This is a genomic window from Flavobacterium agri, assembly GCF_013401995.1.
Lineage (GTDB): Bacteria > Bacteroidota > Bacteroidia > Flavobacteriales > Flavobacteriaceae > Flavobacterium > Flavobacterium agri.
The window spans coordinates 193,383-216,892 of sequence record NZ_JACBJI010000003.1; the positions used below are offsets into that span (position 1 = coordinate 193,383).

General features: G+C 47.7%; 21 protein-coding genes. 20 read left to right on the forward strand and 1 reads right to left on the reverse strand.

What is annotated here, in order from left to right:
* Window positions 1-2: 2 nt before the first annotated feature.
* From wecB to HZF10_RS08265, 15 genes are all read left to right on the forward strand, one after another.
* Window positions 3-1,124 carry a non-hydrolyzing UDP-N-acetylglucosamine 2-epimerase gene (gene wecB, locus HZF10_RS08195; protein WP_176005711.1) on the forward strand — a complete coding sequence of 374 codons (1,122 nt, stop codon included), beginning with the start codon at window positions 3-5 and terminating at the stop codon, window positions 1,122-1,124.
* Window positions 1,121-1,846, forward strand: coding sequence for a glycosyltransferase family 32 protein (locus HZF10_RS08200; RefSeq protein WP_176005712.1), 726 nt, complete (start codon window positions 1,121-1,123; stop codon window positions 1,844-1,846). Before wecB ends, HZF10_RS08200 begins: the two co-directional genes overlap by 4 nt.
* Entirely contained in the window at window positions 1,843-2,997 is a 1,155-nt protein-coding gene (locus HZF10_RS08205) for a glycosyltransferase family 4 protein (RefSeq protein WP_176005713.1), read from the forward strand. Before HZF10_RS08200 ends, HZF10_RS08205 begins: the two co-directional genes overlap by 4 nt.
* Window positions 2,994-4,091 (forward strand): EpsG family protein, encoded by a 1,098-nt coding sequence (locus tag HZF10_RS08210; RefSeq protein WP_176005714.1) that lies wholly within the window; start codon window positions 2,994-2,996, stop codon window positions 4,089-4,091. The genes HZF10_RS08205 and HZF10_RS08210 overlap by 4 nt, the downstream gene beginning before the upstream one ends.
* Complete coding sequence (locus tag HZF10_RS08215; RefSeq protein WP_246282510.1) at window positions 4,088-4,987, forward strand: glycosyltransferase family 2 protein; 900 nt, start codon at window positions 4,088-4,090, stop codon at window positions 4,985-4,987. The genes HZF10_RS08210 and HZF10_RS08215 overlap by 4 nt, the downstream gene beginning before the upstream one ends.
* On the forward strand, window positions 4,984-6,126 hold the full coding sequence (locus HZF10_RS08220) for a CapA family protein (RefSeq protein ID WP_176005715.1): 1,143 nt from the start codon (window positions 4,984-4,986) through the stop codon (window positions 6,124-6,126). The genes HZF10_RS08215 and HZF10_RS08220 overlap by 4 nt, the downstream gene beginning before the upstream one ends.
* The gene (locus HZF10_RS08225) at window positions 6,126-7,190 is read left to right on the forward strand and encodes a glycosyltransferase (protein WP_176005716.1); all 1,065 of its coding nucleotides are present in this window, start codon (window positions 6,126-6,128) and stop codon (window positions 7,188-7,190) included. The genes HZF10_RS08220 and HZF10_RS08225 overlap by 1 nt, the downstream gene beginning before the upstream one ends.
* A gap of 1 nt (window position 7,191) precedes the next feature.
* Window positions 7,192-8,586, forward strand: coding sequence for a phenylacetate--CoA ligase family protein (locus HZF10_RS08230; protein ID WP_217703362.1), 1,395 nt, complete (start codon window positions 7,192-7,194; stop codon window positions 8,584-8,586).
* Window positions 8,586-9,743, forward strand: a complete 1,158-nt coding sequence (locus tag HZF10_RS08235) for a glycosyltransferase family 4 protein (protein ID WP_176005717.1) — start codon at window positions 8,586-8,588, stop codon at window positions 9,741-9,743. Before HZF10_RS08230 ends, HZF10_RS08235 begins: the two co-directional genes overlap by 1 nt.
* A 43-nt stretch (window positions 9,744-9,786) precedes the next feature.
* Window positions 9,787-10,392, forward strand: a complete 606-nt coding sequence (locus HZF10_RS08240; RefSeq protein WP_176005718.1) for a sugar transferase — start codon at window positions 9,787-9,789, stop codon at window positions 10,390-10,392.
* On the forward strand, window positions 10,392-11,039 hold the full coding sequence (locus HZF10_RS08245) for an acetyltransferase (RefSeq protein ID WP_176005719.1): 648 nt from the start codon (window positions 10,392-10,394) through the stop codon (window positions 11,037-11,039). Before HZF10_RS08240 ends, HZF10_RS08245 begins: the two co-directional genes overlap by 1 nt.
* Window positions 11,036-12,184 (forward strand): DegT/DnrJ/EryC1/StrS family aminotransferase, encoded by a 1,149-nt coding sequence (locus tag HZF10_RS08250; RefSeq protein ID WP_176005720.1) that lies wholly within the window; start codon window positions 11,036-11,038, stop codon window positions 12,182-12,184. The genes HZF10_RS08245 and HZF10_RS08250 overlap by 4 nt, the downstream gene beginning before the upstream one ends.
* 138 nt (window positions 12,185-12,322) lie before the next feature.
* Window positions 12,323-14,224 (forward strand): polysaccharide biosynthesis protein, encoded by a 1,902-nt coding sequence (locus HZF10_RS08255; protein ID WP_246282512.1) that lies wholly within the window; start codon window positions 12,323-12,325, stop codon window positions 14,222-14,224.
* A 41-nt stretch (window positions 14,225-14,265) separates the two neighbouring features.
* Window positions 14,266-15,030: a polysaccharide biosynthesis/export family protein gene (locus tag HZF10_RS08260; protein WP_176005722.1), complete on the forward strand. Its 765-nt coding sequence runs from the start codon at window positions 14,266-14,268 to the stop codon at window positions 15,028-15,030.
* Window positions 15,030-17,423 (forward strand): GumC family protein, encoded by a 2,394-nt coding sequence (locus HZF10_RS08265; protein ID WP_176005723.1) that lies wholly within the window; start codon window positions 15,030-15,032, stop codon window positions 17,421-17,423. The genes HZF10_RS08260 and HZF10_RS08265 overlap by 1 nt, the downstream gene beginning before the upstream one ends.
* On the opposite strand, the gene HZF10_RS08270 is transcribed toward HZF10_RS08265, so the two are convergent.
* On the reverse strand, window positions 17,420-18,157 hold the full coding sequence (locus HZF10_RS08270) for a tyrosine-protein phosphatase (RefSeq protein ID WP_176005724.1): 738 nt from the start codon (window positions 18,155-18,157) through the stop codon (window positions 17,420-17,422). The two genes, HZF10_RS08265 and HZF10_RS08270, sit on opposite strands and share 4 nt — an antisense overlap.
* A 152-nt stretch (window positions 18,158-18,309) precedes the next feature.
* Between HZF10_RS08270 and HZF10_RS08275 the strand changes: the two genes are divergently transcribed.
* From HZF10_RS08275 to HZF10_RS08295, 5 genes are read left to right on the forward strand one after another with little or no spacing between them, the layout of a single operon-like run.
* The gene (locus tag HZF10_RS08275; RefSeq protein WP_176005725.1) at window positions 18,310-19,176 is read left to right on the forward strand and encodes an ABC transporter permease; all 867 of its coding nucleotides are present in this window, start codon (window positions 18,310-18,312) and stop codon (window positions 19,174-19,176) included.
* On the forward strand, window positions 19,173-20,447 hold the full coding sequence (locus tag HZF10_RS08280) for an ABC transporter ATP-binding protein (RefSeq protein WP_176005726.1): 1,275 nt from the start codon (window positions 19,173-19,175) through the stop codon (window positions 20,445-20,447). Before HZF10_RS08275 ends, HZF10_RS08280 begins: the two co-directional genes overlap by 4 nt.
* A 9-nt stretch (window positions 20,448-20,456) precedes the next feature.
* A complete protein-coding gene (locus HZF10_RS08285) occupies window positions 20,457-21,671 on the forward strand; it encodes a TDP-N-acetylfucosamine:lipid II N-acetylfucosaminyltransferase family protein (protein ID WP_176005727.1) in 1,215 nt (404 codons plus the stop codon).
* A gap of 52 nt (window positions 21,672-21,723) precedes the next feature.
* The gene (locus tag HZF10_RS08290) at window positions 21,724-22,560 is read left to right on the forward strand and encodes a hypothetical protein (protein ID WP_176005728.1); all 837 of its coding nucleotides are present in this window, start codon (window positions 21,724-21,726) and stop codon (window positions 22,558-22,560) included.
* The gene (locus HZF10_RS08295) at window positions 22,554-23,447 is read left to right on the forward strand and encodes a glycosyltransferase family 2 protein (protein WP_176005729.1); all 894 of its coding nucleotides are present in this window, start codon (window positions 22,554-22,556) and stop codon (window positions 23,445-23,447) included. Before HZF10_RS08290 ends, HZF10_RS08295 begins: the two co-directional genes overlap by 7 nt.
* Window positions 23,448-23,510: the final 63 nt, after the last annotated feature.

Genomic DNA, 23,510 nt, shown 5'->3' on the forward strand with positions numbered 1-23,510 from the left:
ATATGGCAAAAAAAATACTCGTTTGTTTCGGAACGCGACCTGAAGCCATCAAAATGGCCTCGCTTGTGCATGAATTGCGCACGACCGATTTCGAGGTCAAGGTTTGCGTGACGGCACAACACCGCGAAATGCTCGATCAGGTGCTTGAATTTTTCGAGCTCGTACCCGACTTCGACCTTAACCTTATGACCAAGAATCAATCGTTGAACGCTTTAAGTGGCCGTATCTTCAAGGAAATGGATGCCGTTCTCGAAAGTTATAAACCCGATTTGGTGCTCGTGCACGGCGACACGACGACTTCGAGCATTTGCGCGTGGTCGGCGTTCCATCGCGGCGTCGCTTCGGGCCATGTCGAGGCCGGATTGCGCACGTACAACAAGTACGCTCCTTTTCCCGAAGAGATCAACCGCCAGATTACCGGACGCATCGTCGACTATCATTTCGCGCCTACCGAAACGTCTAAAAACAATTTGCTCAGTGAACATATATCTGCCGATGCTATCGCCGTGACCGGAAATACCGTGATCGATTCCTTGCTGTGGACGGTCGCCAAACTCGATAACGACTTTACGAACGACAGGATTTCGGAATTGGAATCCAAGGTAGACTTCAGCAAAAAAGTGGTGCTCGTAACCGGTCACAGGCGCGAGAATTTCGGGGAAGGCTTCCTCAATATTTGCAAGGCGTTGGCCGAAATCGCAGACCGCGATGATGTAGAGATCGTATTTCCGGTGCATATGAACCCGAACGTGCAGCAACCCGTGAACAATTTGCTTGCGGGCCATCCGAACATACATTTGACCGAACCGCTCGATTATCCGTCGTTCGTTTGGATCATGAAACAAGCTACATTGATCATCACCGATTCGGGCGGCGTACAGGAAGAGGCACCATCGCTGGGGAAACCGGTTCTGGTGATGCGCGAAACCACCGAAAGGCCCGAGGCTGTCGAAGCCGGAACCGTTAAATTGGTGGGCACGAACGCCGACGCGATCGCGAAAAACGCTTTCGAATTGCTCGACAACCGCTCGGTGTATGAAAACATGTCGAAAGCCTACAACCCATACGGAGACGGAAAAGCCAATGAGCGCATCGTCGAATTCCTTAAAAAGAGACTCACATGATTCCCAAAGTCATCCATTATTGCTGGTTCGGACGCAATCCTTTGCCACCATTGGCCGAAAAATGCATCGCATCCTGGAAGAAATTCCTGCCTGAATATGAAATCATCGAATGGAATGAAGACAATTTCCCGATCGACGATTTCATTTTCACCAAACAGGCGCTCGAGAACCGCAAGTTCGCTTTCGTTTCGGATGTGGCACGTTTGTACGCCATGGACAAAATGGGCGGCATTTACATGGATACCGACGTGGAAGTGTTGAAACCGCTCGACGAATTCCTGCATCACACCGCGTTTTCGGGTTTCGAGAACGACGATTTCGTCCCGACGGGCATCATGGCCAGCGAAAAAGGCGGTGCTTGGGTCAAAGAATTGCTTACGTATTACGACGACAAGCCGTTCGTGAACGCCGACGGATCGATGGAAACCACTTCGAACACGTTCATCATCACGCAAATGATGAAGAAAAAAGGCTTCAAGATGACTAACACCTTCCAGGAAATCGAAGGTTATGTGACGTTTTATCCGAACGATTATTTTTGCCCGAAAAGCTATAAGACGGGAAAATTGGAGCTTACCGAAAATTCGGCCTGCATCCATCATTTCGCCAAATCGTGGATTCCCGCAAAAGCGCGTTGGCGCAACAACTTCAAGATGAAGGTCATGAACATCGTCGGACCGAAACCCGTTCAATTTGTCATCGACATCATAAAACGCCGATGAGACTTTTGTACCTCACAGACCAGGTTTACCTGCACGGAGGTGCCGAAAAGATCCTGATCCAGAAGCTCAATTATTGGGCAGAGGTTTATGGCTACGAGGTTGCGCTTTTGACTTGCGTCCAAAAAGGTAAACCGTCGTTTTTGCCGATTTCCGAAAGAGTCAAACAATTCGATTTAGGCATAAATTATCCCGGCGGAAGTTTGTACCACCCGAAAAATTTCGGGCTTTTCAAACAACACTACCAAAAACTCAAAGCGTTCGTTTCGGACTACAAACCCGACGCGGTTTTCGTGGTTTCGCAAACCCTGACGCACATTATAACGCCATTTGCCGCCAAAGGCTTTCCGACGTATTTTGAATACCACACCTCTTGGTTCGGATTCAAGATGGGTTATGAAAGACTGTCGTTCCCGCACAAAATCAAAACGCGTTTCATAAAGGCAATCACGCGTTACGCCGAATCGAAATACACCAAAATCGTATTGTTGAACCAGACCGAATTCGACAAATTCAAAAAGAAAAACGCGGTTGTCATTCCGAATTTTTATGACGAAACTGCAGAAGTCTATCCGTTCGAGCGTAAAAAAACGGTCATCACTTTAGGTCGATTGAGCCGCGAAAAAGGATACGATCTGCTCATCGAAGCCTGGAAAAAACTCGACGGCAAAATCGAAAATTGGGAATTGGTCGTGTACGGAGAAGGCGCGGAGCGTCAAAAAATCGAAAACCAGCTTTCCCAAAACACATTCAGGAATCCTGTAAAATTTCCCGGTGCGACCGACAACATCAACGAAAAACTAGCCAAAGCTTCGATTTATGTGATGAGTTCGCGCACCGAAACGTTCCCGATGTCGCTGCTTGAAGCCTTGTCGAACGGTTTGCCTGTCGTATCTTTCGATTGCCCGAGCGGGCCGAGACACATCATTACCCAGAAATCGGACGGATTTTTGATGCCGCCGAATGATACGCAAGCCTTGGCAGATCAATTGCTCGCGCTGATGAATAATGAAGGCTTACGTATCCGGATGAGCGAAAATGCGATCGAAAACGTAAAACGGTTCAGCGCAAAATCGGTGATGAAGCAATGGGAAGACCTTATAAGAGCCAACCGTAAAGACTCGGCATTTAATATAAACCTCGTATCGAAATGATTACGTTTGTTCCTTTACCGTTCTACGAGGCCATTTATTACTATGCTTTATCGCTCGTGATATTGATAGCCTACCTGCAGTCGTTCCAGTCTGCAATAGACGACGAAAGGAACGTCAAGCGAAAGATTATAGTAGGTAAGATACTGTTCGGATTTGTGATTTTGTACATCGGCTTGCGCCCTGTGAGCGGTTTTTATTTCGGCGACATGCGCACCTATGCCGTAACTTTCGAAGGATATGCAGACGGGCTTCCCGCGATCGAAACCAAAGATTGGGTGTTCAACTATTTTATGAAATTTTGTTCGGGCATCATGACCGTCGAGGTCTTTTTCCTGCTTTGCGCGTTCATGTATATCATTCCGCTGTACGTTGCCGTAAGGAGAATGTTCCCCGAATACTGGTTTTATGCTTTTGTGATGCTCGTCGTCTCCATGTCTTTTTGGGCATACGGCACGAACGGGATCAGGAACGGGATCGCCACCTCGTTCTTCATTTTGGCTATGACCAGACGCAACCTGTTGGTCATGGCGATCTGGATGCTTATCGGTGTGTCGTTCCACAAATCGTTGTTGATCCCGATTGCGGCTTATATCATTACGCGATACCATGCAAAATCTGAAAATTACCTCAAAATATGGTTGATAGCGATTCCGTTGTCGCTGATTTTGGGCAAGTTCTGGGAAAATTTCATCATGGGTCTCGGCCTGGTTGAAAACGACAGGCTTGCCGGCTATTTCGAAGAGGACAGCCAATTTACCGAACAATTCAGCCAAACGGGTTTCCGATGGGATTTCTTGCTGTACAGTTTCACGGGTGTGTACGCCGGATGGTATTTCATCATCAAGAAAAAATTCCAGGACGCGCTTTATATCAGGCTTTACAACATTTACCTGATCGCAAACGCTTTTTGGATTTTGCTCATACAAGCGACGTTCTCGAACCGTTTTGCGTACCTGTCTTGGTTCTTGCTTGGGATCGTGATCATTTATCCGTTTCTCGTCAATAAATTTTTTGAAAAGCAGCATATAATCGTCGGAAGAATCCTGCTCTCATATTTCATGCTCTCGTTTATTTTGAATGTTATTTTAGGATGATGACCAACGCCACATTAACCGTTTTTACGCCCACTTTCAACCGTGCGTATTGTTTGGGCCAGCTTTACCAAAGCCTGCTGCGACAGACGAGTCGCGATTTCGTCTGGATGGTCATAGACGACGGTTCTTCGGACGATACGAAAGAATTGGTTCAAAGCTGGATTTCCGAAGATAAAATCCGAATCGAATACATCTATCAGCAAAACCAGGGCATGCACGGCGGCCACAACACGGCTTACCAAAACATCACGACCGAGCTCAACACCTGCATAGATTCGGACGATTTCATGCCCGATGACGCCGTAGAAAAAATCGTCGCACACTGGAACAAACACAAAAACGACGGTGCGAATATCGCTGGCATGGTCGCACTCGACGCGTATCAGGACGGAAAAGTCATCGGTAAGAAAATCCCCGAACATCTCAAGACGTGCAAGCTTGGCGAGTTGTACCAAAAACACAACGTAACCGGCGACAAGAAACTCATTTACCGCACGGAAGTCGTCAAGAAATTCCCTTTGTATCCGATATTCGAAGGCGAGAAGTTCGTGCCTCTCGGTATTTTGTACCTGATGATCGACCAAGAATACGACCTTATTCCGCTTAACGAAGTCGTGTGCATCGTCGAATATTTGCCCGACGGTTCATCGCGCAACATTTTCAAGCAATACCGTCGTCATCCGCAAGGATTCGCCTATTCGCGTACGATTACTATGAAATACGGCGTCACGTTCAAGCAAAAGTTCCGCAACGCGATCCATTTCGTGGCCAATAACATACAGTTGAAGCGAATTTCGCCTCTTTTCAAAAATCCGAATGTACCTTTGACGTTGCTGGCCGTGCCTTTCGGCGTTATCGTGTATTTTTATATCAAGCAAAAAGCAAAGAACCAATGAGCGTCAAAATAGTCATCACCGGAGATTTTTGCCCGATAAACCGCAACCAAGGTTTCATCGACAACAACGATTTTGACAGCGTTTTCGGTTCGTTTTCACCCATTTCGAAGTCGGCCGATCTGGCGATCACGAATCTCGAGTGCCCGCTTACCGAAACCAATAATCCGATAGAGAAATCCGGTCCTTGCATCAAGTCCAAACCCAATGCGATCGAAGCTTTGAAATTCGCGGGTTTCAATCTTGCGACTTTGGCCAACAACCACATCATGGATTTCGGTTCCGAAGGGTTGAAATCGACGCTTGACGTTTGTAAAAAAGCGAATATAGAAACCGTCGGTGCGGACAGGAATTTGTCCGAAGCAAGAAAACCGTTCACCACGACGATAAACGGAATCAAGATCGGCGTTTTGAATTTTGCCGAAAACGAGTTCTGCACAACCACGGGAGATGAATACGGTGCGAATCCGCTCAATCCGGTTTCGAATTTTTACGACATATCGGAAACCAAAAAACAAGTCGATTTCCTTATCGTCATCGTTCACGGCGGCCGTGAGCATTACGAATTGCCAAGCCCGCGCGTTCGCGAGAATTTCCGTTTTTTCGCCGATGCCGGAGCCGACGCCGTCGTAAGCCATCATACGCATTGTTTTTCGGGATATGAAACCTGGAACGGAAAGCCGATTTTCTACGGGCTCGGGAATTTCATCTTCGACTACAAAAAGAAATACCAAAAAGGCAAATGGACCGAAGGTTATGCGGTCGAATTCGGTCTTGACAACGGAAAGCTCGGTTTCGAAATCATCCCGTACAAGCAAGGACGCGAAGAAAAATCGACGTTGGAACTGTTGTCCGAATCCGAAAGGAAAGACTTCGATTCGCGACTCGAAGCATTGAACGAGACCATCGCGGACGACAAAAAGTTCGGCGAAGCTTGGCAAAACTACCTCAAGACGCAAAAAGACAGTTACAAGGCGTTGCTGTTCGTGCAGAATAAATACGTGCGCGCGTTGATGGCGAAAAAGCTGTTTCCGAAACTGTTTTTCCAATCGGAAAGCCATAAAAACGTGGTGCTCAATTTGTTCAAATGCGAGACGCACCGCGAGATCATGATAGAAACGCTTAACAAGAAAATCGACTGATGCGGTTGCTTTACATCATAAATTCGCTAGGAACGGGCGGTGCGGAAAAACTCATCGCCGACATGTTGCCACTGGTAAAAGAACAAGGTTTCGACGTCGAATTGCTGTTGCTGCGAAAAGTGGACAGTTTGTTCATCAAGCCTATAGAAGACGCGGGAATCAAGATCCATTACAGCCCGTTCGGGTTGTACTCGTTCAAAAACATCGGCTTCATCAAGAAATTGAGCAAGGATTTCGATTTGGTGCACGTGCATCTTTTCCCGGCCCAATATCTCGCTTCGGTGGTTTTCGGGAAGACACCGATGATCGTGACCGAACATTGCACGACGAACAAAAGACGTTCGAAAGCCTATTATCGACCGATCGAGAAATTCAGTTACGGCCGCTACAAAAAAATCGTTTCGATAAGCAGCAAAGCCGATGATTCGCTCAAGAAATGGCTCGGTTTCCCCAAAGATAAATTCGCCGTGATCGAAAACGGGATCAACCTCGAAACGTTCTACAACGCCAAACCGAAAGCTATTCCCGAAGTTCCCGCGGATGCGAAGAAAATCATCATGGTCGGACGATTCAACGCGACCAAAGACCATCCGACGGCGATAAAAGCCATGACGTTGCTGCCCAACGACATCCATTTGTTGTTGGTAGGCGAAGGCAACCTCAAACAAGACTGCATCGCTTTGGCCCAAACGCTCAAAGTCGACCACAAAGTCCATTTTTTAGGATTGAGAAGCGACGTGGCCGAATTGCTCAAAAGCTGTGACATCAACCTGATTTCGTCACATTCCGAAGGCTTGTCGATTTCTTCGCTCGAATGCCTGGCGAGCGGAAAGCCTTTGATTACAAGTAATGTGAACGGTTTGCGCGAAATCAACCAAAATGCGGGTTTGATGTTCGAAGACAACAATCACGAGCAACTGGCCGACTGCGTCACGCAATTGCTGGGCGACAAGACGTTTTACGATCAGGTCGTCGAACGCTGTCTGGAGCGCGTCAAACAATACGACATCCGCAAGACCGTGGCCGAACACATTGCCGTTTACAACCAGATTTTAGCGAAATAACATGCATCCGATCATCGAAAAATTCTTTGCCAAAAGCCCCAATTTCGTACAGGAATGGATGGTGACGTTCTACAATATCAAAGCCTACAAAAAACGCTATGGCGGAAAATACCACGATTACCTGCAAAAGGCTCGTGAAAACCGCAACCTGACGTTGCCGCAACTCGAGGCGATCCAACGCGAGCGGTATGCCGAATTCATCCGCAAGGCCGTTTCCGATTCGAGATTCTATCAACAGAAATTCGCGGGAATCGCCGATGCCGAAAATCTCGACAACATAAGCAAACTTCCGATTCTTGGCAAAGAGGATTTGAGAAGCCATATCGACGACGTGTACACGATTTCGAAAGACCAGGGCAATCTCGCCAAAACCGGAGGCACTACCGGAAAATCGCTTCAGGTGCTGTACAAACCAGAGAATACGCAGGAGCGATTCGCGATGCTCGACGAGTTCCGATCGCGCGCGGGCTATGAATTGGGTAAAAAGACGGCTTGGTTTTCGGGTAAAAGCTTGCTGACTTCGAACGATATCAAGCGCAACCGTTTCTGGAAAACCGATAATTGGTACAAGGTGCGTTATTATTCGACGTTCCACATCCACGAAAAGTTTTTGGGATATTACGTGCAAAACCTGATCGATTTCAAACCCGAATTCATGGTCGGATTCCCGTCGACGATGCTCGAGATCGCGAGATACGGCAAAAATCACGGCATCGAGTTTCCGGCGAATACGATCAAAGCCATTTTCCCGACGGCCGAAACCGTGACGCCTTTGTTGCGCGAAACGCTAGAGAGTTATTTCAAGACCAAGGTTTACGACCAGTACGCTTCGTCCGAAGGCGCGCCTTTTATTTTCGAATGCGGGAAAGGCAAGCTTCACATCGAGCTCCAAAGCGGTGTTTTTGAGGTTTTGGATGAAAACGACAACCCGACAAGCAACGGCCGTTTGATACTCACATCGTTCACTACCGAAGGCACGCCGCTTATCCGGTACGACATCGGCGACAGGCTCGAACTCAGCGACGAAACCTGCAATTGCGGCAACCACAACCCGCTTGTGAAAGCCATCCACGGAAGAATCGACGATTATGTGTATTCGCCCGAAATCGGAAAGATCAACCTCGGAAATGTGTCCAATACGCTAAAAGACACCAAAGGAATCGTGCGTTTCCAGGTGTTGCAGAACACTCTCGATACGATCATCATCAAACTCGTAATCGACGAAAAAATATATACGCCCGAAATCGAGGCGAAATTCCTTTCGAACTGGCGCGACCGCGTGGGTCAAAAAATGACCATTTTGCTCGAAATCGTAGAGGAAATTCCGGTAGAGAAAAGCGGAAAATACCGCATCGTAAAGAACAACATCAGGCATTTGCTCGAAAACCAGTCCTAATGTCAGAAAAGAAAAAAATCATACGCGTCACGACTGTCCCGATTTCGCTCGAAAAATTGCTTTCGGGCCAAATCGGATTCATGAAAGAACATTTCGAAATCAAGGCGGTTTCTTCAGAACCCGAACGTTTGGCCGCTTTCGGAAAAGCCCAAAAAATCGAAACCCATGCCGTCGGACTCACGCGAAAACTCACACCGATCCAGGATCTGAAAGCGTTGTGGCAATTGTACCGCTACCTCAAAACAGAAAAACCGTTCATCGTGCATTCGCATACGCCAAAAGCCGGAACCGTCGGCATGATGGCCGCGAAACTGGCCGGCGTTCCGCATCGTTTGCACACGGTCGCCGGATTACCGCTGCTCGTCGCGAAAGGAAAGAAACGCAAACTGCTCGATTTCGTAGAGAAAATAACGTATTCGGCGGCGACGAAAGTCTATCCGAATTCGTACGGATTGCGCGACATCATCATCCAAAACGGTTATTGCAAACCCGAAAAACTCAAAGTTTTGGGCAATGGGAGTTCGAACGGAATCGATACGTCGTTTTTCGACCCAAGCCTATTTTCCGAAAAAGAGGTTTCAGATTTGCGCCAAAGTCTTGGAATTGCAAGCGATGATGTCGTTTTTATCTTCATCGGAAGATTGGTAAAGGACAAAGGAATCCGCGAGTTGATTTCGGCTTTCGACCGAATCGGTTCCGAAAACCCGAAAGCGAAACTATTGCTCGTCGGACGATATGAACCCGATCTCGATCCGCTGGACGAGCAGACGAAATCGAAAATCGCATCCAACAAAAACATCATAGAAACGGGTTACCAAACCGAAGTACGCCCGTACTTTTTGGCGAGCGACATCCTTACTTTCCCGAGTTATCGCGAAGGTTTTCCGAATGTCGTGCTTCAGGCCGCGGCCATGCGACTTCCGGCAATCGTGAGCGACATCAACGGATGTAACGAAATCATAACACAGGGCAAAAACGGTCTGATCGTACCCGTAGAAGATGAAAACGCGTTGCATGACGCCATGTTGAAACTGCTAAACGACAACGTTCTGCGCCAGAAAATGCGTGACAATTCACGACAGGAAATCAAGGAACGTTACGAACAAAGCTTCGTCTGGAACGCCATTTTAGAAGAATATCGCGCGCTCAAACCCTGATTTTTCTCGAATTTGCCTACCTTTGGCCAACTTAAAAAACGACATGTATAAAGGTTTTCTTAAGCGTTGCATCGATTTTTTGGCCGCCCTCGTCGGATTGCTTTTGCTGTCGCCGATCTTTATAGTCGTCATTGTGATCCTGTCGATCTCGAACGACGGAAAACCGTTCTTTTACCAATTACGCCCCGGAAAAAACGAGCGCATCTTCAAGATCATCAAATTCAAGACGATGAACGACCGCAAGGATGCCGACGGGAATTTGCTGCCGAACATCGAGCGCATCACGCCACTCGGCGCATTTGTGAGGAAATCGTCGCTGGATGAGATTCCGCAGCTCATCAACGTTTTGAAAGGCGACATGAGTTTGATTGGGCCGCGTCCGCTTTTGCCCGAGTACATCCCGCTTTATAAGCCAGAACAGCGTCATCGCCACGACGTGCGTCCGGGAATTACGGGTTGGGCACAGATCAATGGCCGCAACAGCATCAGCTGGCAACAGAAATTCGCTTACGATTTGTATTATGTCAATAATTTGAGTTTCGCTTTAGATATGAAGATTTTGTTCAAAACGGTCGGAAAAATCGTCGGCGCGAAAGACGTCAACGCGAGCAAGGAACTCATCATGCCAAAATTTAACGGAGAGAACTAATGGATTGCATCATCATAGGCGCCGGAAATTACAGCAACGTTCTGTATAATTACATGCTCGACCAGAACGAGCCCGTGCGCATCGTAGGTTTTGTAGACGATAACGAAGCGCTGCACGGCACCGAGATTTTGGGCGTTCCCGTTTTGGGAGGTGTCAAATTGCTCGAGGAATTGCACGATAAGGCGCAAGGCGTCTATTGCCCGATCGGAAACAACAAAATCCGTGTGAAGCTGCTTAAGTATGCGCGTTCTTTGGGATATGAATTGCCGAATTTCATCCATAAATCATCGGTCGTAGGCCCGAATACGAATATGGGAAAAGGCAATTACGTGATGCCCGGAACGGTCGTGATGCCCAATGCGACCTTGTCCGATTACGTAATGTTGAGCATGTGCATCAGCGTAGGTCACGATACGTTTTTCGAAGAAGGCGTTTTCGTCGCCAACGGATGCAACCTCGGAGGTAATATACATTTTCGCAAAGATACGTTCGTCGGAATGGGCGCGACAATCATTTCGGGTGTGAAGCTGATAGGCGAGAAATGCATCATCGGTGCCGGAGCCGTAATCATCAAAGACGTTCCCGATTTTTCTACCGTCGTCGGAAATCCCGGCAAAGTAATCAAAACAGCAGTACCCCAATCATGACACAACCTTCAAAAATATGGTTGTCTTCGCCTCACATGGGCGGAAACGAGCAAAAATACGTCCAGGAAGCTTTCGATACGAATTGGGTAGCACCTTTAGGGCCTAACGTAAACGGATTTGAAAGTGACCTCGAGAATTTCCTGGGTAACGGATCGCATGTCGCGGCGTTGAGTTCGGGTACGGCGGCGATTCATCTGGCTTTGATCCTTCTCGATGTGAAACCGTCGGATATCGTGGTTTGCCAAAGTTTTACGTTTTCGGCTTCGGCCAATCCGATTGCCTATCAATGCGCGACTCCGGTTTTCGTGGACAGCGAGCCCGAAACCTGGAACATGTGCCCGAAAGCGCTCGACGAAGCCTTGCTCGACTTGAGCAAAAAAGGCAAAAAGCCAAAAGCGATCGTTGCGGTACATTTGTACGGAATGCCTTTTAAGGCCGATGAATTGCGGGCGGTTGCCGACAAATACGGCGTTCCGATCGTAGAAGACAGCGCCGAGGCTTTGGGTAGTACGTACAAAGGCCGAAAGTGCGGCACGTTCGGCGACATTTCCATCTTGTCGTTCAACGGCAACAAGATCATCACGACTTCGGGCGGAGGCGCTTTGGTGTCCAAACACAAGAACATCAAGGAAAAAGCGGTGTTTTTGGCCACTCAGGCACGCGACAACGCGCCGCATTACCAACATAGTGAAATCGGTCACAATTACCGTTTGAGCAACATTTGCGCCGGTATCGGACGCGGCCAGATGGAAGTGCTAGAAAAGCACATATCGCTCAGACGAAAGGTCAATTCGTTCTATTCCGACTATTTTTCGGCAATCGAAGGTGTTACAGTTCTAACTGAGCCGAATGCCGATTATTTCTCGAATCATTGGCTCAGCGCTATCGTTATCGACCCGATCGTGGTGGGCAAAACGCGCGAAGATTTGAGGCTTGCACTCGAGGCGGCGAACATAGAAAGCCGTCCGCTTTGGAAGCCAATGCACTTGCAGCCAGTTTTTTCCGAAAGCGACTACTACGGAACAAATGTAAGCGAGACACTTTTTGACAACGGTTTGTGTCTTCCGTCGGGTTCTAATCTTCAGATTGAAGAAATTGAAAGGATTAAACAGGTTTTCGACGATTTTTTTGTGAAAAAGATGTAACTTATCGATTTTTCGGCAGAGATGCATTGAAAAAGTTATAATTTTGGCAACAGTTAAGGGGTAAAGAAGATGAGTAGTTCAATTTTTGCGGAAATAATGAAAGGTGTCTCGGGCAGACGTTTTCGCAATATAGGCTATTTGCCACGCTGGATCATTTTCCTGATTGACGTATGTATCGTCGTTGCGGCGAATTTCGTCACCTACATCATCGTTTCGAGCCTTACCGAACTCCACCCGCATTATCGAACGTTGAACCTTCCGATCCGCTACGGGCTCATCATAGGTGTCAACGCTTTATTTTTCCTTTTTTACCGCACGTATTCCGGGATCATCAGGCACTCCACGTTCATCGACGGGGTGAAACTGTTGGTTTCCGCTTCGTCTTCGTTCGTCGCTTTGCTCTCGATCAATTATCTGTGGCAAATGTACTTCGGCAAGAAATTGTATTTGAGTACGGGGCTTTTCATCAGTTATGTGATTTCGTTTTTGCTGTTGTTCCTGTTCCGCATCATGGTCAAGTACATGTTCGAGCGATACATGAACATCGAAGACGGCAAGAAGTTGATAGGAGCGGTGATTTACGGTGCCGATGCCAATGCGATTTCGGTCGCCAACGCGTTAAAATCCGAAGTTCCGGCGCGATTCCGTCTTTTGGGCTTTGTCGATAAGTTCAATCAGACGAAAACGTCGAAGAGTATTCTGAACGTGCCGATCATCAACCAAAATCGCAGCATACACGTAATCATGCGTGCGATGAAGGCCGATGCGATCATCATTGCCGAAAAAAGCATGACCAAGGAAGAGACGATCAAACTCGTCGAGGAATGCCTTGAGTACAATTTTAAAGTCTATACGGTTCCGTTGATTTCCGATTGGGAAGACACGCAGCAGATATCCAAACAACTCAAATCGTTCGAAATTGAGGATTTGCTCGAACGCAAACCGATCGTACTCGATACCAAAGCCATTTCGAACCAGCTTCACGGCAAAACGATACTGATTACCGGAGCTGCAGGTTCTATCGGTAGTGAAATCACGCGTCAGGTGTATCAGTTCGGACCTTCGCGCATCATCATGCTCGACCAGGCCGAAACGCCTTTGCACAATTTGACGCTCGAGATTGCCGAAGCCCAGGACAACGGCACTCAGATTTTCAGCGTGCTTGCCGATATCAGGAACAAACAAGCGCTCGAACAGGTATTTTCGACGTATAAGCCCGATGTGGTTTATCATGCGGCGGCTTACAAGCACGTTCCGCTCATGGAAGAGCATCCGGACCAAGCCATTTATACCAACGTGGCGGGAACAAAACACCTCGCCGACCTGTCGCTCAAATACCACGTGGAGCGATTCGTGATGGTGTCGACCGACAAAGCCGTCAATCCTAGCAGCGTAATGGGCGCGAGCAAGCGCATTGCCGAGAAATACGTGCAGGCGCTGCATTTCATGTCGCAAAAGAAAAACAAGGTCGTCACCAAATTTATTACGACGCGTTTCGGAAACGTATTGGGTTCGAACGGGTCGATCGTGCCATTGTTTACCAAACAAATTCAGGAAGGCGGTCCGATAACGATCACGCATCCCGAAATCATACGGTATTTCATGACGATTCCCGAAGCTTGTCAACTCGTTCTCGAAGCGGGCGCAATGGGCAACGGAGGTGAAATCTACATCTTCGACATGGGCCAACCCGTAAAAATCATCGACCTGGCCAAGAAAATGATACGTCTTGCGGGTTATACGCCAGACAAGGAAATCGAGATCAAGATCATAGGATTGCGTCCGGGCGAGAAATTGTACGAGGAATTGCTCAACGATAATTCAAAGACGTTGCCGACGCACAACAACCAGATCATGATCGCGGTCGATACTTGGGACGATTTCGAAGATGTAAGCAATTCGGTCGAAGATCTTCGCGAGATTTGCGGCAAAGTGTCGAACGAGGAAATCGTGTTCCGCATGAAGAAAATAGTGCCCGAATTCAAGAGTATGAACTCTGTTTTCGAAACCCTCGATTTCCGCGAAAATATTTCCCTGTAAGACCTCGGTCATTTATATTTGTAAAGCAATCAATCTAATTTATGCTGCGTTTTAAAGGTGTTTTTGTCCTTCTTTTTCTTGTGATCGCCACTTCTTGTGCTACCCGAAAGGATATAGCGTATATGCAGGATGCCGACAACGCCAAGCAAAGCCAATTGCAGAATTACGAGCCTACGCTCAAACCCGACGACTTGTTGAGCATCATCGTTTCGGCCGAGACGCCAGAGGTGACCGTACCGTTCAACCTTCCGGCGATACAGGGCAATTATCAGGTAGACAACAACCAGAATGGCATCAAGACCTACCTGATCGATAATTTCGGCAATATTGATTTTCCCGTGATCGGAAAAGTCCAACTCGGAGGTTTGACACGTACCGAAGCGGTCAATAAACTCACACGATCGGTTTCGGAATACATTACCAATCCTTCGATCAACTTGAGAATCCTGAATTATAAGGTTTCGGTACTCGGGGAGGTTTCCAAACCCGGAAGTTTCACCGTGCCAAGCGAACGCATCACCTTGCTCGAAGCCTTGAGCAACGCCGGCGATTTGACCATTTACGGCAAGCGCAACAACATTCTCGTGATCCGCGAGGCCGAAGGTAAAAAATCGTTCACGCGCGTCGACATCACCAACACTGATTTCGTCAATTCGCCTTACTACTATCTTTCGCAAAACGATGTGATCGTCGTCGAGCCGAACAATACGCGGGTCAAATCGTCTTCGGTCGGACCCAATACTACACTTTACATTTCGGTCGCGTCGATTCTCGTGACGATTGCCACCATAGTAATTTTAAGATAATGCTGCCCGAACACTCTTCTCTTTCGTCAAAACCCGCACAGGACGACAGTCTGAACATCCGCGAGGAACTCGAGAAATACCTCGTATACTGGAAGTGGTTCCTGCTTTCGGTAATCGTTTGCGTCGTGCTGGCGATGCTTTTTTTGCGATATAGTGTGCCGATGTACAAAAGTTCGGCCTCGATTCTAGTCAAGGACGATCGCAAAGGCGGATTGGCTTCCGAGCTTACGGCACTTTCCGATCTTGGTTTGGCTACAGGCGTGAAAAGCGTACTCGACAACGAGATCGAAGTGATCCAGTCGCGTTCGATCGTCGAAAAAGCCGTGAAAGAGCAATTCGGGAATGTCGAATATTACACACAAGGTCGCGTCAAAACGATCGAAATGTACAAAGACAAGCCGGTCGACATCTATTTTTTCGGCGTAAGCGAGAAATTCTATCAAAAGGAAAGATCGTTTACGGTCAAATCGGTCTCTGATTCCCAATTCGAATTATTGTCAGCCGGAGGAACGTCATATGGTAAATTCCGCTACGGACACACGATTGCTTTCGATGCATTTAAGATAATCGTGACCAAGAATCCGACGATTAAAGACAAATCCGACCTCGAATTCGAATTTACCGTCAAAATCAAGAAACTCGCCTCGGCCGTACTTCGATACAAAAACAGCCTTGAACTCGCGCCAAAAGGCAAGAACTCAAGCGTAGTGGAATTGACGCTTACCGATCGCATAAAAACAAGATCCGAAGACATGCTCAACGCAATCATTGACATGTACAACAAGGACGCGATCGCCGATAAGAAATACATTTCCGAAAACACCGAAAAATTCATAGCCGACCGTCTTGATTCGATTTCGGTACAACTTGGCGACGTCGAAAAGGACGCGGCCCGTTTCAAGCAGTCGAACCGATTGACCGATATCGCTTCGGATGCGGGGATTTACCTGCAGAATTCGGTGATATTCGAAAAGGAACTCATCGAAACGGAAACCCAGTTGCGTATTGTCCAGTCGATGATCGATTATTTGGAAACCGCACCCAAATACGACCCGATTCCAATCAACCTTATTCCGAACGATGCGCCTGCTGCGGCTTCGATTACGACTTATAACGAGCAAGTGATCCAATTGGCGCGTTACAGGAAAGGCGGAACAGAAAAGAACTCCGTTGTACAAGTGGCGATGCGCAGCCTTGACGATCAACGCACGACGATCGCTCAAAACCTGCAACGTTTGCTGGCTTCGTTGAGGATCAGGAAGTCGGATCTTGAAAAGCAAGTGAACATGGTCTCGGGTAAAATTTCGCAGATTCCGAGTCAGGAACGTGAATTCCGCGTAATCGACCGCCAGCAGAAAATCAAGGAAGCCCTTTATATCTATTTGTTGCAAAAGCGCGAGGAAATTGCAATTTCGCTTGCCGTGACCGCTCCTAATGCCAAGGTTATCGACGCGGCTATGGCTACCGATTCTCCGGTCGCGCCAAAGAGAAACGTGATTTACCTAGCCGGATTCGCGTTAGGATTGATCATTCCGTTCGTGCTCATTTATCTTAGGAATCTTCTTGATACCAAAATCAAGACCCGCAGCGATGTCGAGTCAAAAATTGGCGCGCCATTCCTTGGCGACATCCCGAAATCGGAAACCGAGAACGAGATCATCAACGCGAGCAGCCGTTCGAGTTCGGCCGAAGCGATCCGCATCGTACGCACGAACCTCGAATTCCTTTTGGCCCATGTTCCTGAAGGAAAAGCCAAAACCGTTGCCGTGACCTCGACCGTTCCCAAAGAAGGCAAGACGTTCATCGCGATCAACATGGCGAGTACCATTGCGCTTTCGGGTAAAAAAGTATTGCTTGTGGGTCTCGATATCCGAAATCCGAAAATCGACAAATACGTAAAACTGCCTTCAAAAGGACTTACGAACTATCTGGCCAAGAACAATGAGGATATTTCGAATTATCTCGTCAAGCTCGAAGGTTACGATCATTTCGACGTGTTACCGTCGGGCGTTGTGCCGCCAAACCCGGTCGATTTGCTCATGAACAGCAAATTGTCGAATCTTTTCGACGAGCTCAAGACCAAGTACGATTACATTATTGTCGATACGGCTCCGGTTAGTCTGGTTACCGATACGTTATTGATCGCCAAACACATGGATGCGTTCATTTACGTGATGCGTGCGAATTATTTCGACAAGCGTTTGTTGCGCATCGTACAATCGTTCTACAACGAAGGCAAGCTGCCTAACATGGCCTTGTTGCTCAACGATACCATCTGGGCCAAATCGTACGGCTATGGTTACGGCTATGGTTACGGCTATGGCTATGGATACGGCTACGGTCAGGAAGAAGAGAAGAAACCTTGGTGGAAGCGGTTTACCGAAAAGCCTTAAAACTTGAAAATCGCGTTGTTCAACAGCGCTTGTTCGAGTTTTTTCTCGGATTTGATGACCAGTCGTTTGGAAAAGGCGGCGATGTGACGCGAATGATGTACGTCCGATCCCGCAAAATCGATATAATCCTCGCTGAGCAAACGATCGGCAGTTTCGGCGACGCTTTGTCCGTAATAACCCACAGCAGAAAGCAGGTTCACCTGGAACTTGCAACCGGCGTCCTTGAGTTTCGCATATTCCTTGAAATTCCGATGGTAGAAAGAATACCGTTCGGGATGTGCCAAAACAGGAGTGTATCCGGCCAGCTGAATCTCGAAAATGATGTCGTACAATTGGATAGGCGCATTGAGATACGACATTTCAACGAGCACATGATTGCCTCCGATCGTCAACAACTCTTCCGATTTTAGCCTTTGGACGAAAAAACTGTCTATCAGGTATTCGGCTGCGGCGCGTACCGGTATCGAAACCCCGTGCTGTTGCAGCATGGTTTGGGTTTGTTTCAGACGTGACAGTATGCCTTCGGACGTGTTCTCCCAAACCGAATACATCACGTGAGGCGTGGTGATCAATTGGGAGCAACCTTTGTCCTGAAGCGACTTTGCGAGCAAAAGCGAATCTTCGGGCGTCTTGGCGCCGTCGTCTATACCGAAAAGTATATGGGAATGGAAGTCGACGTGGTCTTTCGGGATCAGGTCGTCGAGAACGGTTTTATTTTTGAAGAATGAAAACAAGGCGATGAATTATTGGCAAAAGTAATCGAAAATGTGCATTTTTACGGTATGCCGACAATTTCCTCAACATATCGCCGATCATCATTTTAATGCCGCGCCGTTGCTTCATTTTGCTATCTTTGCGGCCAGTTCAAAAAATCAACCCATTTAGCATGGATTCAAGAGCTAAAGACGAGAATTGGGATTTGGTCATCAAGGGGCATTCTTCCCTTTTCGACTTGAAATTCCGCGACGTCTGGCGGTATCGCGATTTGCTTCGCATGTTCGTCAAACGCGATTTCATCAGCTTTTACAAGCAGACCGTTTTGGGTCCGTTGTGGTTTTTCCTGCAACCGATGTTCACGACGATCGTGTACACTTTCGTTTTTGGCAGCGTCGCCGGAATCAGTACCGATGGTTTGCCCAAACCGCTTTTTTACCTGTGCGGGATTACGGCCTGGCAGTATTTTTCGGAATGTCTCACCAAGACCAGCACGGTTTTCAGGGACAACGCGAGCATTTTCGGAAAGGTGTATTTTCCGCGCCTTATCATGCCGTTGAGCATCGTGGTGAGTAATTTGGTGCGATTCGGAGTGCAATTGCTGTTGCTTTTGTGCTGTATGGTGTACTTCTACCTCAAAGGATACGATTTCGGATTCACTTCGGCGATTTTGTTGTTTCCGATACTCGTCGTGATGATGGCGTTGCTAGGGTTAGGCACAGGACTGATCATTACTGCGCTTACTACCAAATACCGCGATTTGACGTTTCTCGTAGGTTTTGGCGTTCAGTTGCTCATGTACGGGACGACCGTGGTCTATCCGTTGCACACCGTGCAGCAAAAGCATCCGGATTTCGCATGGATCGTGGAGCTCAACCCGATGACGGGCATCATAGAAGCGTATCGCTACGCTTTTTTGGGAAGCGGCGCATTCGATTACGCATCCCTTTTTTATTCGGCTGTGGTAACGCTTGTTTTGTTGCTCGCCGGCGTGCTGATATTCAATAAAACCGAACGCAACTTCGTCGATACGATATGAAAGGAGATACAGTCATCAAAGTCGAAAACGTTTCCAAGGCATATCAGATCGGGCAAATCGGAACAGGAACGGTTTCCCGCGATGTCGAACGCTTTATCCGCACCCGAATTCTTGGTCAGGAAGACCCTTTTCTCAAAATAGGCGAAACCAACGACCGCAGTATCAAAGGCGAAAGCGACATCGTATGGTCGTTGCGCGACATCAATTTCGAAATAGCACAAGGCGAAGCGGTCGGGATCATAGGCCGAAACGGAGCCGGAAAAAGTACGTTGCTCAAATTGCTTTCACGTGTCACGGCGCCCACGACGGGTTCCATTAAAGTGAAAGGTCGCATCGCGAGTTTGCTTGAGGTGGGAACAGGATTCCATCCGGAACTGACGGGACGTGAGAACATCTATCTCAACGGCGCCATTCTCGGAATGCGCAAAAAAGAAATCACGCGCAAACTCGACGAAATCATCGACTTTTCAGGAGTCGAACGCTATATAGATACGCCCGTAAAGCGTTACAGCAGTGGAATGTATGTGCGTTTGGCTTTTGCGGTTGCTGCACACCTCGAAAGCGAAATCCTTATCGTCGATGAGGTTTTGGCAGTAGGTGATGCCGAATTCCAGAAAAAATGCCTCGGAAAGATGGGCGACATCAGCAAAGGGCAAGGCAGGACGGTTTTGTTCGTAAGCCACAACATGGCTGCAGTGAAAAGTTTTTGCAACCATGGGATCGTGCTCGAGAACGGTTTGGTCAAGATCAATTCGGAAGCCGATAAAGCCGTGGCGTTCTACCTGGGCTCTGGAAATGCCGAGACGAACAATAGCCGCCAATACCAAAACGTAGGCGTACGAGGGATTTTCGACCTCGAAGAAATCGCTTTGAGAAACACTGGTAAAGACGTAGACGATCCGTTGGCCGAAGATTATCCGATAGAAATTACCACGCGCATCCGTTTCAATACCAGCGAAGCGCACCGCTATAACATCACCTATCACCTGTTCAACGACATCGGTGAGGCATTGTTCTCGTTTCACGACGGCGACAATCCGATCTCGATGCAGGAAGGCGAGAACCGCATCAAATGTGTGATTCCCAAAGATTTTTTCCAGTCGGGCAATTTCAGCCTCGCGATTTATGTAGTCGAGAACAGGCGCAAATCGATTTTTTCGCAGCGCGATATCATTTCGTTCACGGTGGTCGACGGCGAAAGGCGAATGGGTATCTTCATGGGACGCGAGCCCGGATACATCAAGCCTAAATTCGAATGGTCCAAAGCCTGACGCAGCGTTATGGCAAAAATCATCCACATCTTCAACGACGACAAGTTCATCGATCCGGCCATTGAGCTCTTCGAGATTGCCGCGGCGGGATGTTCCGAATATTTCGTGCTTAAAAACACAGGCGAGGCCAACCGTTATTTCAAATCCGAAAAGGTGCGGACGGTACATTACAAAGAAAAAGGGTATCCCCAATTTTTTGTCGACATCGCCAAAGAAAACGAAGACGCGCTGTTTTTTTTCCATGCGCTCAACGCACCCAAACAACAAATCGTAAATGCTTTGCCCGATAAAACCCTGAAAGTATGGTTCGTTTGGGGTTATGATCTGTATAATTCGTGGGAAATGTTCCGGCGTGAGATGTACGGAAAAACCACGCGTAAGCAAACCCAAAGCGCCCCGAGTTTCAAAGACCGGCTTAAAGTGAACCGTTTCATGTTTTTCCTGATGCGCAAATTCCAAAAAGCGAATGCGAAAAACGCGTTGAGACACAGGCTCGAATCGTATTTCGGCGCCCAACTGCTCCAAGCTTTGAAACGGATCGACATGGTCGTACCCATCGTTCCTACAGAATACGAACTGGTCCGGCAAATGGGTGTTTCTCCTATCGAGGCGCCATTCACATACGGTTATCTCGAACAGTTCGCAAGTCCCGATGTTCCGTTAAATACGGGCAAGGATATTCTTGTCGGCAATTCGGCCAATCCGACCAACAACCATGTTGAAGCCTTCGGGAAACTGGCAAGATTGGATCTTGGCGACCGAAAAGTCATAGTGCCTTTGAGTTACGGCGGAAGCGAAGAATACGTGGCCTTCGTAATCGAATCCGGAAAAAAACTCCTGGGTAAGAATTTCGTGCCCGTGGTCGATTTCATGCCATTGGACGCTTATATGGAATTGGTGTCAAATTGTGGCGTACTGGTCTTCAATCACATTCGCCAGCAAGGCGTAGGAAACATAATCGCCATGGGAATGCGTGGCGCCAAATTATTCCTCAATGCCAAAAGCCCGGTCTATCGCTACTATAGGGATATCGGTATGCACATAGAAAATATCGAAGGGTTGCGGTCAGAGATACAACTTCGTGCGCTTTCCGATACTGAAAAAGAACATAACCGCCAACTTTTCACGACTTTGTATTCGAAGGAAAGAAGCATAGAAAAAGTAAAGGAATTGTTGCAGATTGCCGATGCCGAAAACCAACGCAAGGCGCAACGGCATAAGTAATACTGATATTATCACTACCTTCGCATCGCCTTTTTTGGCAGATTTGAAAGCTATGTCGCAAGATAAATTGAAAATCCTGGCCGTTTTGGTCAATTACGGGGACGAACAGTTACACTACCTGGCCCAGGTAGTGGGCGGATTGAAATGTTTCCGCAATTATGAAGTTACCGTTGTCGTGAATTCCAATATAGCGTTGGATATTGCAGGAATCGACAAGGTAAATGTGTTCAAGCTCGACAACTACCAACTGCTTCCGCTTACATGCCGCAAAGTGATTTGGGAAAATCGCGATGCCTACGATATCTTCATCTATGGCGAAAACGACCATTTGTTCACCGAAACCCATGTCGACAAGCACCTCGAATACGAGAAGATATTGCCAAAGGACAGGATTTCCGGTCTGATCCAATACGAAGATGCGGGATCGGGCAAGTATTATCCGGGTTACCATCTCGACTTTGAATGGGACTTCGCTTCGGTAGAATGCCACGGCGGAAAGAAATTCGCCTATTTCTCGAACCTGCACCAGGCCACGTTCATCATTACCAAAGCGCAATTGGTGCGAGTGGGCAAGAAATTCGATTTCACCAGTCTCGTAAACGATTTTACGCCGGCTTTGCATGTCCGCATCCTCAACAAATTGCGCAAAAAACTCAACATGGCCGTACCGCGACGCAATGTATACAGCGTGAAATGCAAGGTCAATACCGATATTTTCAAATACGGAGGCTTAAAAAAAATGATCTGCATTTCCGATTTCGACCAAAACCTGATCCACCATTTGCCGAATCTTTACATAGAAGGTTTGAAAGGCCGTAAACAATTGCGTGCCGACGGAGACAGGATGGCTCTGGCTCTCGAGAAACTCAATTCGGCGGTCGATTGCTAGCGATCGTCATTCCATATTACAAAGCCGTTTTTTTTGAAGACGCGCTTGAGTCTGTCGCCAATCAAACCGACAAAAGGTTCCGGCTTTACATCGGCAACGACAACAGCCCCGAAAATCCGACGGCAATCCTCGACAAGTTCCGCGACCGCTTCGATTTCGAATATCGTTTTTTCGATACAAACCTTGGCGGAACGAGCCTCGTAAGCCAATGGGAACGTTGCCTGGCGATGATCAGGGACGAAAGCTGGGTGATGATTTTAGGAGACGACGACCAATTGCAACCCAATGTTGTCGGTACGTTCCATGCCAATATCGATAAAACCGAGGGTGTAAACGTGATCCGGATGGCGTCGGTTAAAATTGACGATTCCGGACGTACTATTTCCGAAGTCTATACACATCCCGAATTGGAGAAGTCGACCGATTTCCTGTTCCGCGAAAGCCGGAGCTCATTAGGCGAATACATTTTTCGTGTTGAAAAGTTGCGGGCAACCGGTTTTGCCGATTTTCCGCTCGCGTGGTATTCCGATCTTATGGCCGTATTGGAAATATCCGATTTCGGCAACGTGTTGAGCCTTGACCAAGGTGTGGTCAACATCAGGATTTCGGGTCACAGCATTTCGGGAAACAAAGGACTGCAGCAATCCAAAAACAAAGCCGCGGCGGCCTTCTACCTTAAACTTTGTTCCGTTTACCGTTCTCGCTTCGATTCCGCACAACTTGCACAACTCGAAGAAAAATTAGAGAAATTGTACGTATGGGATAAGTCAAATTTGAAATTGTTTGTAAAAATTGCGACTTTGCACCTTAAATACAAATCGCCGGGTAAAATCGCAAGGCTCGTCAAAAAAGCAATTGTTGCAGTAACCAGGTCCCGGCGTCAGTAAATACGGCTTATCTTGGCTTCCCGATGACCCGAAGCGATCGTCAAGTCGTATTTTTATCAACCA